Source organism: Oerskovia enterophila, assembly GCF_044748475.1.
In the GTDB taxonomy this organism is placed as follows: domain Bacteria; phylum Actinomycetota; class Actinomycetes; order Actinomycetales; family Cellulomonadaceae; genus Oerskovia; species Oerskovia enterophila.
Map to the genome: position 1 here is coordinate 38,494 of NZ_JBIVFZ010000004.1, position 13,105 is coordinate 51,598.

A 13,105-nucleotide genomic window follows, 5' to 3' on the forward strand; every position below is an offset into this window, starting at 1 on the left:
CGCCGCGCACCGTCGTCGGGCAGGGCACCTCTCCCCCGGTCGCCCCGCCCGGGCGGGGACCGCTCAGTGCGGGGCCGGCTCCCGCCGCAGGTCCGCGAGCGCGCTGACCTGCGAGCAGCACGCCGCGAGCAGCTCCTCGTCGTGACTGATGAGCAGGACCCCCACGCCCTGGGCCGCGGCCTCGGCCTCGACGAGGCGCACGAGCGTCGCCGTGGTCGCGGCGTCGAGCATCGCGGTCGCCTCGTCGCAGATCAGGTAGCGCGGCTCCTGCGCGAGAGCCCGGGCCAGGCAGGCCCGCTGGAGCTGGCCGTCGGAGACCTGGTAGGGCCTGCGCGTGAGCAGGTCGGGGGTCAGGCCCACGCGCGCCGCGACCCCCTCGACGTCGACCGGGCGACGGGCGACCTCGGCGGGCTGCGCGATGATCGAGCGCAGCGTCAGGCGCGGGTCGGTCGAGGCGCGCGGGGACTGGAAGAGCATCGCGACCGCGCCCCGCAGGTCCCCCTGGACCGCGAACCGCGTGCCCGTCGCGACCTGGTCGTCGATGCTCACGGTCCCCGCGCGCGGCGCGTCGAGCAGCGCCAGGACCCGGGCGAGCGTCGTCTTGCCCGTGCCCGAAGGGCCCGAGAGCCCCACGATCGTGCCCGCCGGTACGCTGATCGAGACGTCGGTCAGGACCGGGGGCTTGCGGCGGTAGCCCGCCACGACGCCGCGCGCCTCGAGGCTCATCAGGCCACCTCGCGCAGCGTGCGGTAGGCGCGGTCGCCGACCTGGACCAGGGCCGTCGGGCCGCCCGACTGCCGGGTCTCGGGGCGGCGCAGGTGGTAGACGCAGTCGTCGGGCAGGTCCGTGAGCTGCGGCGGCGAGCCCGGCAACGGGTGCAGCCCGCGCGAGGGCAGCGCACCCAGGAGGTCGCGCGTGTAGTCGTGCCACGGGTCGTCGAACACCTCGGCCGCAGGCCCCGTCTCCATGAGGCGCGAGGCGTACATGACCGCGAGCCGGTCGGCCACGCCCGTGCGGACCAGGGACGCGAGGTCGTGCGTGATGAGCAGGATCGCCGCGCCGTCGTCGGCGCACTCGCGCAGCAGCCCCAGGATCCGGTCGGTCAGGGCGCGGTCGAGGCTCGCCGTGGGCTCGTCCGCGACGATCACCGAGGGGTCGCCCGCGAGCGCCCCCGCGACGGCCACGCGCTGGGCCATGCCGCCCGAGAGCTCGTGCGGGTAGCAGTCCAGGGCCGACGGGTCCAGGCCGACGCGCACGGACAGCTCGTCGCTCGTGCGCACCGAGCCGAGCGTCGCGATCGTCTCCTCGAGCTGCGAGCGCGCGGTGCGCACGGGCGTGAGGTGCGTGGCCGCGGACTGCGGGACGAGCGCGGCGTGCAGGCCCCGGAAGGGTTCGCCCGCGAACACGTCGAGAGCCCCCTGCGGGGTCGTGACCGTGATCGACCCGGTACGGCGCGCGCCCGCCGGGAGCTGGTCCATGACGGCCGACGCCAGGATCGACTTGCCGCAGCCCGACTCGCCCACGAGGGCCGTGACCGTGCCGCGCGGGACGTCGAGGCTCACGTCGCTCGCGGCGTGCACGACCGACCCGTTCGGCAGGGGAAGGCGGACGGTCAGGTTCTCGACGCGCAGGCCCGCCGTGCTCATAGTCTCAGCTCCGAGGGTTGGGGTGGGGTGATGACCTTGCGCAGCGCCTGGCCCGCGAACGCGACCGCGAGCGTCACGACCACGAGCACGGCTGCCGGGAAGACGAGGGTCCACCACCCGCCCAGGAGCAGCGAGCTGCGCGCCTCCTCGAGGAGCGTGCCGAGGCTGGGCTCGTGCGGCGGGAGACCGAAGCCCAGGAAGGACAGCGTGGACTCGTGCCACACCGCGTGCGGTAGCAGCAGGACGACCGCGATCATGGCCTGCGGCGCGGTCGCGGGGACCAGGTGGCGCACCGCGACCTGCCGGCGGCTCGCGCCCGCGAGGACGGCCGCGTCGATGAACGGGCGCTGGCGCAGGCTGAGGATCTCCGAGCGGATGATGCGCGCGACCTGCGTCCAGTGGGTCAGCGCGATCGACAGGACGATCGCGAGGAGGCTGCCGCGGAACATCGCCACGATCACGATCCCGAGCAGCAGGTGCGGCAGCGCATTGACCGCGTCGGTGCTGCGCATGATGATCCGGTCCGGCCACCCGCCCCAGAACCCGGCCGCGGTACCGACCACGACCCCGATCACGGTCGCGAGCAGCGCACACAGGAGCGCCACGACGAGCGAGGTCCGGATGCCCGACGCGATGCGCACGAACAGGTCGCGCCCGGCCGAGTCGGTGCCGAACAGGTGCTCCGCCGACGGCGCCTGGCGGGCCTGCGCGAAGTCCGTGACCCGGTCGTCGACCCCCGCGATCCACGGGACCAGGACCGCGTAGAGCACCACGACCGCCAGGACCGAGCCCGCGATCACCAGGTTGCGCCTAGCCATCGGTGCTCACCCGGGGGTCCATCAGGGCCACGACCACGTCCGCGAGGAGCGAGCCGACCATGACCACGACCGTCGTCCCGATCGTCAGGAACGCCAGGAGCGCCATGTCGAGGTCGCGGGCCGACGTGACGATCGCCCCCGCCACGCCTGGCCAGCTGAAGACCTCCTCGACCAGGACCGCGCCCACGACCAGCTCGGGCAGCCGGACGCCCACGATGTTGACGAACGGCGCGAGCGAGGTCGGCACGATGTGGCGGCGCGTGATGGTCGGCGTCGGGATGCCGCGCGAGACCGCACCGGCCACGAAGTCCTCGCCCTTCGACGTCACGACCGACTCGCGCACCGCGAGCAGCAGCCACGGCACCTGCGAGATCGCGAGGACCACGACCGGCAGGACCAGGTGGCGCAGCACGCCCCCGACCGTGGGGTCCGCTCCCCCGTCCGTGAGCCCCGCCGCGGGCAGCCACCCCAGCGCGAGCGCGAACACCGCGATCGCCGCGAGCGACATGACGAACGGCGGCAGCCCCTGCACCACGACGCACAGCGCCGTGACGCCCCGGTCCAGGATCCCGCCGCTGCGCACGCCCGCCGCGATCCCCAGCGCGAGCGCGACCACGACCGCGAGCGCGAGCGCGGCCCCCGCGAGCAGCAGCGTCCACGGCAGGCGCTCGGCGATGACCTGAGCGACGGGCTGGTTGAACGACCGAGACAGCCCCATGTCCCCGCCGAACAGGTCCTGCACCCATCCCCAGTACGTCGAGTACCAGGGCCGGTCGAACCCGAGCTGCTCCGAGATGATCGCCTTGTCGGCGTCGCTCGTGGTCATGTACCGGGACCCGAGGTACCCGACCAGGGGGTCGAACGGCGAGTACTTGGCCGCCGCGAACAGCCCTGCGGAGACCGCGGCCGTGACCGGCACGATGAAGAGCAGGCGGCGCCCCACCATGGCCCAGATGTCGCGGTGGCGCCCTCGGCGCAGGTCACGCACCGAGGGTGCGTCGTCGGGCGCGGGGCGGGAGGCGCCGTCGGGCACCGTGCCTGCCTGCCCGGCGTCCTGCCCGGGGCGCCCGGCAGGGCGCTCCTCGCGCCCCGCCTGGACCGTGGTCATCAGTCCCGCGTCCAGGACTGCAGCGACCACCACGGACCCCACGTCACGCCGTGCGCGTGCGGCTCGAGGACGGGCCCCGACATGGTCCAGCCCGCGTCCTTCGAGACGTACGTGTGGTCGAGGAACACGAGGTACACGTACCCCGGGTCGTCGATGTACGCGTCCTGGACCTCGCGGTAGGCCGCGTCGCGCTCGGCCTGGTCGAGGCTGCGCCGCCCGACCTCGAGCGCCGCGTCGACCGTCGCGTCCTGGTAGTCGCTCGGGTTGTCGTAGATGCTGCCGACGTCGGGCTGGACGAACACCGAGCTCAGGGCGCCGTACGCCTGCGTGTCGGGGTCGAAGGGCTCGTCGCCGCCGCCCAGGAGCGTCGAGTCGGTGTTGATGCGCGGGTCGATCCGGTCCCAGGACAGCGCCTCGAGGTTCACCTCGACGCCCACCGCGAGCGCGTCGGACGCGAAGGCCTGCGCGAGGTCGCGGCGGACCGTGTCGACCGAGTTGTACATGAGCGCGATCTGCGCGCGCTGCCCGTCCTTGACCCGGATCCCGTCCGCTCCCTCGACCCAGCCCGCGTCCGTCAGGATCTGCTGGGCCTGCGCCGGGTCGTACGCGAAGACCGCACCGGGCTCGTACGCGTCGCCGTAGACCTCGGGGATGGGCGTCGCGGCCACGCGGCCGTGCCCGCCCAGGACGTTGTCGATCATCGACTGGCGGTTCGCGGCCAGGTTGAGCGCCATACGGACCGCGGGGTCGCCCGCGACGGGGTTGTCGGTGGGGAGCGACAGGCCGCGCCAGTCGGCCGAGGTGTGCGCCGTGACCGTCATGCCGTCCTTGCCCTCGAACGTGTTCGCGAGCAGCGGCGGCAGGTTGGTGCCGTCGATCTCGCCCGAGGCCATGCGCTGCGCGCGCGTGTTGTCGTCGGGGACGTAGAGGAGCGTGAGCTTCTTGACCTCGGGCGCGCCGTCCCAGTAGTCCTCGTTGGCCTCGAGGACCGCGCGGTCCGGGGACAGGTCCACGAGCGTGTAGGGCCCGGTCCCGATCGGTGCGGTGTTGAGCGTGGACTCGGCCGCGAGGCCCGGCGTCGCGACGGCCTCCGAGGGCACCACGCCGATGAGCATCTTCGTCAGGAGCGGCGCGTACGAGTACGCGAGGTGGAACTCGACCGTGTCGTCGCCGGTCTGGACGACCTCCTCGATCATGTCGAACGACGACCTGGCCTCGGACGCGGACGCCGGGTCGAGGATCGCCTCGTACGTCGCGACCACGTCCTCGGGGCCGAACGTGCTGCCGTCGGAGAACGTCACGTCGGGACGGATCTTCACGGTCCACACGGTCGCGTCGTCGTTGGCCGTGGGGAGCTCGGCGGCGAGCGCGGGCTCGAACCCCGGCATCCCCTCGCCTCCCGTGAGGCGGACCAGGCCGTCGTACATCTTGGCCTCGCCCGCCGCCCCGAAGCCCGCGACGGGGTTGTACCCGCCGAGCTCGTAGCCGTCGGCGAGCACGATGCCGCCGGTGCCGCCGTCCGCCGCGTCAGCCCCCGCGGCGCTCGCGCCGTCGGCGCTCCCGCCCGGTGCCGTGCAGGCCGTGAGGACCAGGATGCCGCTCAGGGCGATCACCGGAAGAACAGGACGTACTGCTCGAGATCGCGCCACGACGTTCCTTTCGCAGCGAGCAGCGGAGTGCCCACCTGGTCAGTAGTTCGGGTTCCGGCCATCGTGGCACTCCTGCGACGTTGTCGCATGAGCAAGCGGGCCCGACGACGTCGCTCGCCTTTTTGTCAGCACCCTCGCCCATTTCGAGAACCAGTGACGCGGGTCACCCGATGGGGTCTAGACTCGCCCAGTCGGGGCAGGACAGGCCCCGTCGCTCGACGTGTCTCGCACCCCTTGCGGCCGCTCGCAGGCCGCGGGGATCTCACGTCATGAGCCCCGCACCAGAGTCGATGCGCACCGGAGGTAAGAGTGCCTGAGAATGTGACCGCCACCGAGAACCAGGTCGACGGGCAGCCCGAGTCCACGGGACTGGAGAACCTCCTCCACGAGGAGCGCAGCTTCCCGCCCAGCCCCGAGTTCGCCGCCCAGGCCAACGCCCGGCCGGCGCTGTACGAGGAGGCCGCAGCCGACCGTCTCGCATTCTGGGCACGCCAGGCCACCGAGCTCGTGTCGTGGAAGACACCGTTCACCGAGACGCTCGACTGGTCGAACGCACCCGTCGCGCGCTGGTTCGGCGACGGCACGCTCAACGCCGCCTACAACGCCGTGGACCGTCACGTCGAGGCCGGCAACGGCGACCGCGTCGCGATCCACTTCGAGGGCGAGCCCGGTGACACCCGCACCGTCACGTATGCGGACCTGCAGCGCGAGGTCTCGCGCGCGGCCAACGCGCTGAGCGCGCTCGGCGTGACCACGGGCGACCGCGTCGTCATCTACCTGCCCATGATCGTCGAGGCCGTCGTCGCCATGCTGGCCTGCGCGCGCATCGGGGCCCCGCACTCGGTGGTGTTCGGCGGGTTCTCTGCCGACGCGCTGCGCAGCCGCATCGCCGACGCCGAGGCCAAGGTCGTCATCACGGCCGACGGCGGCTACCGCCGCGGGTCCGCGTCGGCCCTCAAGCCCGCGGTCGACGAGGCCCTCGCAGCCAAGGAGGGCGCCGAGGCCACCACGGTCGAGCACGTCCTGGTGGTGCGCCGCACCGAGCAGGACGTCGAGTGGACCCAGGGCCGCGACATCTGGTGGCACGACGCCCTCGAGGCCGCCGACGTCCAGCACACCCCCGTGTGGGTCGAGGCCGAGCACCCGCTGTTCATCCTCTACACGTCCGGCACCACCGGGAAGCCCAAGGGCATCCTGCACACGACGGGCGGCTACCTGACGCAGGCCGCGTACACGCACAAGAACGTGTTCGACCTCAAGGCCGAGTCCGACGTCTACTGGTGCACCGCGGACATCGGCTGGGTCACGGGCCACTCCTACGTGACCTACGGCCCGCTGCTCAACGGCGCGACCCAGGTCATCTACGAGGGCACGCCCGACTCCCCGCACCAGGGCCGCTGGTGGGAGATCATCGAGAAGTACAAGGTCTCGATCTTCTACACCGCGCCCACCGCGATCCGCGCCTGCATGAAGTGGGGCGAGGAGATCCCGAACAAGTTCGACCTCACGAGCCTGCGCGTCCTGGGCTCGGTCGGGGAGTCCATCAACCCCGAGGCGTGGATGTGGTACCGCCGCGTCATCGGTGGCGACAAGGCGCCGATCGTCGACACCTGGTGGCAGACCGAGACGGGCGCGATCATGATCTCGCCGCTGCCGGGCGTCACGGCGACCAAGCCGGGCTCGGCGCAGGTCCCGCTGCCGGGCATCGTCGCGGACGTCGTCGACGACAACGCGCGGCCGGTGCCCGACGGCGGCGGGGGCTACCTCGTCCTCTCGGAGCCGTGGCCCTCCATGCTGCGCGGCATCTGGGGAGACCTCGAGCGCTTCAAGGACACCTACTGGTCCCGGTTCCCGGGCATCTACTTCGCGGGCGACGGCGCCAAGAAGGACGAGGACGGCGACATCTGGCTGCTCGGCCGCGTCGACGACGTCATGAACGTCTCGGGTCACCGCCTGTCGACCACGGAGATCGAGTCCGCGCTGGTCTCGAACCCGCTCGTGGCCGAGGCCGCTGTCGTGGGCGCCACGGACGAGCTGACCGGCCAGGCCGTCGTCGCGTTCGTCATCCTGCGCGGCGAGCACGCGGCCCGCGCGGCGGACCCGGCGGGTGCCGCGGCCGTCGAGCTCGAGCTGCGCAACCACGTGGCCAAGGAGATCGGGCCCATCGCGAAGCCCCGCAAGATCCTCGTGGTCCCCGAGCTGCCCAAGACGCGCTCGGGCAAGATCATGCGCCGCCTGCTGCGCGACGTCGCCGAGAACCGCACCGTCGGGGACGCGACGACGCTCGCGGACTCGTCCGTCATGACGCTCATCGCGTCGGGGCTGGCGAAGCCGGCAGGCTCGGAGGACTGAGCCCGGCCCGGCGCGCCGAGCTGGTCGGCGCGCCGGGCACACCGGGGCCGGAGGACTGATGCGCCTCGACCGAGGGCACCTCATGTGGTGCGCTCCGCCGTCGGGGACCTGGCAGGCCCGTTGAGTTGTCAGAACCACACCGGGCCATTCCCCGGCCACGTTCTGACAACTCGGCCCCGCCCACGAGGCGCGCTCACCGCACGTGGTGCGCTCCGCCGTCGGGCCTCGTGGCCTCGCCCGCGGGCCTCGACAAGAGCCCCCTACGCCGGCTCGGCCGCCTCGTCCTTCGACGGCCCGACGCCGTCGCTCGCCTCCCCCGACTCGGCCGCCTCGTTCGCGGGGCTCGTCGCGAGGACCACGCAGCCCGCGAGCGCGACGAGAGCCGCGACGGCGACCGCCGGGTCCCAGCCCGATCGGATCGTGTCCCCGAGCACCGCGATGCCGACGGCCCCCGGGACCACGACCTCGACGACCGACAGGATCGCGGCGTTCGTCCCGACCTTGCCCCGCTCGAGCGAGCGCAGGTACGCGAGCGCCCCCACGACCCCGAACAGCACGATCGCGATCGCGAGCGGCTGGAAGATCGTGTCCCAGATGTCCCCCGACGCGTGCGCGCCTCGCGCCGCGACGGCCGCCCCCGAGTAGCCGAGGGCCCCGATCACGGCGAGCAGCACCGGCGTCCCGGCCTTGTAGAAGACCAGCGCGACGACCGCGAGACCCGCGGCGACCCCGATGAGCACGGGCGTGAACCAGTCGGGCGGCACGGGCGCGGGCTGCTCCCCGCCCGCGATCCCCAGCACCACGAGCGCGGCCACGATGGCCGTCATGGCCGCTACATCGATCCGCCGCATGGCCACCGACAGGAACACCCTCGCGAGCAGGACCGTCACGACGAGCGAGCTCGCGAGCACGGCCTGGACCACGAACAGGGGCAGGTGGTCGAGCGCGACGAGCGAGAACAGCCACGCGACGAGGTCGACCGTGAACGCGAGGATCACGAGCGGCTGCCGCACCACGGCGAGCCCCTGCGCGCGGCGGGCCGCGACGGCCTGCATGACGGTACTGACGCCGTAGCCGATCGCGGCGGCGACGGCGGCGAGCAGGCTGAGGAACACGGGGCCTCCTGAAGGTCGACCCCCAGTCTTCCCGCGCAGTGCGCGCTGCGCGCGGTGACGAGCCGTCGGATCGGACGTGACCTCGGACTCACACCCTCCGACACGGGGAGAGTCCCTGCCGTTCACGGGGCCGAAACGCACCGTGGCTACCGTGACGGCCATGCGGATCGAACCCCTCACCTTCCCCGCGCCCGGTGGTGGCGCACTCGTCTCCTCGAACGCCCGCGGCGGGACCGCCGGGACCACCGTCCGGTCGGGTCGCCCGGGTGTCCCCGGCCGACCGAGCCCGGCAGCAGCACCGGCCGCCGGCCTCTCGCTCCTCGACAGCCTCGCGGCGCGGACGGCCGACCTGTCGTGCCTCGCGGACGTTCTCATCGACTGCGTCCAGGGCGGCGCGAGCGTCGGCTGGGTCAAGGCCCCGACCAAGGAGCAGGCGACGGCGTGGTGGTCGGCGTTCCTGGCGGACCCGGACCACCGGACGTGGGTCGGGCGTGACGACGCGGGTCGGATCGTGGCGACCGCGTCGCTCGCCCTGACATCCAAGGCCAACGGCGCGCACCGGGCCGAGGTCGTCAAGCTCCTGGTCCACCGCCAGGCGCGCGGCAACAAGTTCGCGCCGGGGCTCATGGCCACGATCGAGCGCTTCGCGAAGGCCGAGCGGCTCTCGCTCCTGACGCTCGACACCGAGACGGGCAGCCTCGCCGAGTCGCTGTACCGCCGGTGGGGCTGGTCCGAGGTCGGCGCCATCCCGGGGTTCGCCAAGGTCGCGGGCGGCGCGCTCGTGTCGACGACGATCTTCTACAAGCAGCTCGGCGCACGCTGACGGTGCCCGGCCGGGCACCACCCGGCCGTGCGCCGCACACCAGGCCGGGCGAAACCGGCCGGGTCCAAACCAGCCGGGCACCACCTGCCCGGCCGCGCGCGCTACCCGTCGGCGAGCAGCTCGAGGATGGCCGCACCGTACCGCTCGCGCTTGGCCGCGCCGATCCCGCTGATGTCGGACAGGTCGTCGATCGAGGTCGGGTTGCGCTGCGCGAGTGCTCGCAGGGTGGCGTCGTGGAAGACGACGTAGGCCGGCACCCCGCTCTCCTTGGCGGTCGCGCCTCGCCACGCGCGCAACGTCTCCATGCGTGCTGCGGCGTCCGGGGTCATCTCTGCGTCGGCCGCCACGGCCGCAGTCTTGCGGGTACGGGACGTCTTGGTTCGCACGTCCCGGCGCAGGTGGACCTCCTGCTTGCCACCGAGCACCGGGACCGCGGCCTCGGCGAGGCTCAGGGTGCCGTACCCGTCGCTGTCGACGCCGAGCAGGCCCTGCGCGAGGATCTGCCGGACGACCGTGCGCCACTCGGTGGCGTCCAGGTCCGCGCCGACGCCGAAGACGGGCAGCTGGTCGTGCCCGAGCGAGGTGATCCGGGCCGTCGTCTTTCCGGTGAGGATGTCGACGATGTGTCCGGCTCCGTACCGCTGCCCCTGGCGTTCCAGGCGCAGGACGGTCGAGAGGACCTTCTGCGCGGCGATGGTCCCGTCCCAGGACTGGGGAGGGGTCAGGCACGTGTCGCAGTTCCCGCACGCGGGCCCGTCCTGGCCGAAGTAGGCGAGGAGCTGGGCTCTGCGGCACGTGATGGTCTCGCACAGGGCCAGCATCGCGTCGAGGTTCGCGCCCATGCGGCGCTTGTGCGCGGCGTCGCCCTCCGACGTGTCGATCATGCGGCGCTGCTGGACGACGTCCTGGAGCCCGTACGCGAGCCACGCGGTCGACGGCAGGCCGTCACGGCCGGCGCGGCCCGTCTCCTGGTAGTAGCCCTCGACCGACTTGGGCAGGTCGAGGTGTGCGACGAACCGCACGTCGGGCTTGTCGATGCCCATGCCGAACGCGATCGTCGCGACCATGACGATGCCGTCCTCACGCAGGAAGCGGGACTGGTTGGCGGCGCGGGCACCAGCGGGCATGCCCGCGTGGTAGGCCAGGGCCGGGATCCCGTGCGCGTTCAGGTGCTCCGCGGTGGTCTCGACCGAGGCGCGCGAGAGGCAGTAGACGATGCCGGCATCCCCCGCGTGCTCGGCCCGGATCAGGTCGACGAGCTGGGTGCGCGGGGAGTCCTTGGCCGCGATGCGGTAGGTGATGTTGGGGCGGTCGAAGCTCGAGACGAAGGTGCGTGCGTCGTGCAGCTCGAGGCGTCGGACGATCTCGTCGGCCGTCTGCTGGGTCGCCGTCGCGGTGAGCGCGATCCTCGGGACGTCGGGCCACGTCTCGGCGAGCACGGTCAGCCGCAGATAGTCGGGCCGGAAGTCGTGGCCCCAGGCCGAGACGCAGTGGGCCTCGTCGATCGCGAACAGGGAGACCTTCCCCGCCTGGAGGAGGCGCACGGTCTCGGGCACCCCGAGGCGCTCGGGGGCGAGGTAGAGCAGGTCGAGCTCGCCGGCGACGAACGCCTCCTCGACCACGCGCCGCTCGGGCACCGACTGCGTCGAGTTGAGGAACCCGGCGCGTGCCCCGAGGGCGGACAGCGCGTCGACCTGATCCTGCATGAGGGCGATCAGGGGCGAGATGACCACGCCTGTCCCGGGCCGCAGGAGCGCTGGGATCTGGTAGCACAGCGACTTGCCGCCACCCGTGGGCATGAGGACGAGCGCATCCTGGCCGCGGACGACCGTGTCGATGATCTCGGCCTGGTCGCCCCGGAACTCGTCGTACCCGAAGACGGTCGACAGGACGTCGAGCGCGGTGCGGGTCTCTGGCAAGGCAGATGCAGTCACAGGGGGTGCTTCCTTCATGATCGGGTCGGCAGGCGTCCGGGAGATCGCCGCCCATCTTTCCCCAGCAGCCGTCCCGCGACCAGCACGAGGTACGCGACGAGCAGGACCGCGGCTCCCCACCCGAGCGCGGCGTACGACGAGACCGCGATGACGATGCCCGCGAGCACCCCGCCGAGCGCACCGCCGAGGTTCATGGCGAAGTCCGAGAGCCCCTGAACCTGGGTCCGGTCGGTCGCGGGCGTCGCGTCGATGAGGAGCGCGGACCCGGCGACGAGCCCGCACGACCAGCCGACTCCCAGCAGCACGAGCCCGACGGTCAGCCGCGTCGAGTCGTCGCTCGGCGCACCGGCGACGATCACGGCCGCGGCGAGCAGGATCACTCCCCCCAGGACGAGCACGCGCGCGTGGCCGACCTTGTCCGCAGCCCACCCGATCACGGGGCTGAGCACGTACATGCCCGCGATGTGCGCGCTGATGACGATCCCGATGATCTGCAGGCTCGCACCGCCGTGCCCCATGTGCACGGGGGTCATGGACATCAGCCCGACCATGACCAGGTGGCTCACGACGATCGCTGCGAGCGCGAGCTGCGCGGTCGTGGTCGCGCGGATCACGGCCCAGCCGGCGGCGAGACCGGCACGGAATCCAGGTCGCGGGGGCGTCGGGTCGGGCTGGGTCTCGGCGGGCGACACGTCCACGAGGCCCGACGGCGGCGCCTCCACAGGTGCGTCGGCGGCGGTCACGTGCGTCCTGGATCGGGCGGGAACGCTCTCGGTAGCGCCGGCGTCGACCGGGCCGTCCGTCGTCGTGCCTGCCGCTGCTCGTGCCGCAGCCACGTGCAGCGGGTCGGGGCGCAGCAGGAGCCAGACGGACGCGGCGGCCGCGGCGAACGCCAGGGCTGCGACGAGCAGGGGTGCGGCCGACGTGCCGTGCGCGCCGTGCACCCCGACCGGGCCCGGCAAGAGGCCGAGCTTCTCGGTCGCCCCGGCGAGGTTCGGTCCGAGCACCGAACCGATCGTCGTCGCCCAGATCACGACGGACAGGTCGGTGGCCCGGCGTTCGGGGCGGGCGAGGTCTGTCGCGGTGAAGCGCGAGGCGAGGCCCGTCGCGGAGCCTGCGCCGAACAGCAGCATGCCGGCGAGCAGCAGCGGCCACGTCTGGAGGAAGGTCGCGGCCGCTGCGAGGGCCGCGCCGAGGAGTGCGACGACGTAGCCGGACGTGAGCGACCGCCGTCGACCGTGGCGCTCGGCGAGGCGCGAGAGCGGGAGCGCGACGATCGCGGCACCCACGACGGCCGTGGTCTGCGCGAGGCCGGCGATCGCGTCGGAGCCCGAGAGCTCGGACGCGATGAGCGAGCTCACCGAGATGCCGGTCGCGACCCCGATCCCGCCGAAGACCTGGCTCGCCGCGAGGACCGTGACGGTCCGTCGCTGGATGCGGTCGACGGGGAAGCCTGCAGGGGTGCCCGCCGAGTCGCCGGCGTGGGTGCCCGCCGAGTCGCCGGCGTGGGTGCCCGCCGAGTCGCCGGCAGGGAGGCCGTCGGGTCCGGGGAAGCGTTCAGGAGTCACCTGGGAAGCGTATCGGCGCCCCCACCCTCGCTGAGTTGTCAGAACCACACCGGGGTATCCCCCGGCTCACTTCTGACAACCCATCTCTTCGA

The 13,105-nt window shown here is 72.9% G+C and carries 10 protein-coding genes; 2 read left to right on the forward strand and 8 right to left on the reverse strand.

What is annotated here, in order from left to right:
• Positions 1–63 precede the first annotated feature (63 nt).
• From ACIPWA_RS13210 to ACIPWA_RS13230, 5 genes are read right to left on the reverse strand one after another with little or no spacing between them, the layout of a single operon-like run.
• On the reverse strand, positions 64–726 hold the full coding sequence (locus ACIPWA_RS13210; RefSeq protein ID WP_068708049.1) for an ABC transporter ATP-binding protein: 663 nt from the start codon (positions 724–726) through the stop codon (positions 64–66).
• Positions 726–1,646 (reverse strand): ATP-binding cassette domain-containing protein, encoded by a 921-nt coding sequence (locus ACIPWA_RS13215; protein WP_400290821.1) that lies wholly within the window; start codon positions 1,644–1,646, stop codon positions 726–728. The genes ACIPWA_RS13210 and ACIPWA_RS13215 overlap by 1 nt, the downstream gene beginning before the upstream one ends.
• Complete coding sequence (locus tag ACIPWA_RS13220) at positions 1,643–2,464, reverse strand: ABC transporter permease (RefSeq protein ID WP_056762877.1); 822 nt, start codon at positions 2,462–2,464, stop codon at positions 1,643–1,645. The genes ACIPWA_RS13215 and ACIPWA_RS13220 overlap by 4 nt, the downstream gene beginning before the upstream one ends.
• Complete coding sequence (locus tag ACIPWA_RS13225) at positions 2,457–3,605, reverse strand: ABC transporter permease (protein ID WP_400290823.1); 1,149 nt, start codon at positions 3,603–3,605, stop codon at positions 2,457–2,459. The genes ACIPWA_RS13220 and ACIPWA_RS13225 overlap by 8 nt, the downstream gene beginning before the upstream one ends.
• Positions 3,572–5,185, reverse strand: coding sequence for an ABC transporter substrate-binding protein (locus tag ACIPWA_RS13230; protein ID WP_400290825.1), 1,614 nt, complete (start codon positions 5,183–5,185; stop codon positions 3,572–3,574). The genes ACIPWA_RS13225 and ACIPWA_RS13230 overlap by 34 nt, the downstream gene beginning before the upstream one ends.
• Positions 5,186–5,542: 357 nt before the next feature.
• Here ACIPWA_RS13230 and acs point away from each other — a divergent pair, with 357 nt between their 5' ends.
• Entirely contained in the window at positions 5,543–7,573 is a 2,031-nt protein-coding gene (gene acs, locus ACIPWA_RS13235) for an acetate--CoA ligase (RefSeq protein WP_082848888.1), read from the forward strand.
• 260 nt (positions 7,574–7,833) lie between these two features.
• On the opposite strand, the gene ACIPWA_RS13240 is transcribed toward acs, so the two are convergent.
• Positions 7,834–8,688, reverse strand: coding sequence for a hypothetical protein (locus ACIPWA_RS13240; protein WP_400290828.1), 855 nt, complete (start codon positions 8,686–8,688; stop codon positions 7,834–7,836).
• Between the two features lie 160 nt (positions 8,689–8,848).
• Here ACIPWA_RS13240 and ACIPWA_RS13245 point away from each other — a divergent pair, with 160 nt between their 5' ends.
• Positions 8,849–9,511 carry a GNAT family N-acetyltransferase gene (locus ACIPWA_RS13245; RefSeq protein WP_082608822.1) on the forward strand — a complete coding sequence of 221 codons (663 nt, stop codon included), beginning with the start codon at positions 8,849–8,851 and terminating at the stop codon, positions 9,509–9,511.
• 101 nt (positions 9,512–9,612) lie between these two features.
• Here the strand turns inward: ACIPWA_RS13245 and recQ are convergent, their stop codons facing one another.
• Together recQ and ACIPWA_RS13255 are read right to left on the reverse strand one after the other, a co-directional pair.
• Positions 9,613–11,463 (reverse strand): DNA helicase RecQ, encoded by a 1,851-nt coding sequence (recQ, locus tag ACIPWA_RS13250; protein ID WP_400290830.1) that lies wholly within the window; start codon positions 11,461–11,463, stop codon positions 9,613–9,615.
• Positions 11,460–13,013, reverse strand: coding sequence for an MFS transporter (locus ACIPWA_RS13255; RefSeq protein WP_400290832.1), 1,554 nt, complete (start codon positions 13,011–13,013; stop codon positions 11,460–11,462). Before ACIPWA_RS13255 ends, recQ begins: the two co-directional genes overlap by 4 nt.
• Positions 13,014–13,105 lie beyond the last annotated feature (92 nt).

What these genes read in the sequence shown, in the direction of transcription:
- ACIPWA_RS13210 (WP_068708049.1), bottom strand. Translation starts at nt 726, where the DNA reads ATGAGCCTCGAGGCGCGCGGCGTCGTGGCGGGCTACCGCCGCAAGCCC.
- ACIPWA_RS13215 (WP_400290821.1), bottom strand. Translation starts at nt 1,646, where the DNA reads ATGAGCACGGCGGGCCTGCGCGTCGAGAACCTGACCGTCCGCCTTCCC.
- ACIPWA_RS13220 (WP_056762877.1), bottom strand. Translation starts at nt 2,464, where the DNA reads ATGGCTAGGCGCAACCTGGTGATCGCGGGCTCGGTCCTGGCGGTCGTG.
- ACIPWA_RS13245 (WP_082608822.1), top strand. Translation starts at nt 8,849, where the DNA reads ATGCGGATCGAACCCCTCACCTTCCCCGCGCCCGGTGGTGGCGCACTC.
- recQ (WP_400290830.1), bottom strand. Translation starts at nt 11,463, where the DNA reads ATGAAGGAAGCACCCCCTGTGACTGCATCTGCCTTGCCAGAGACCCGC.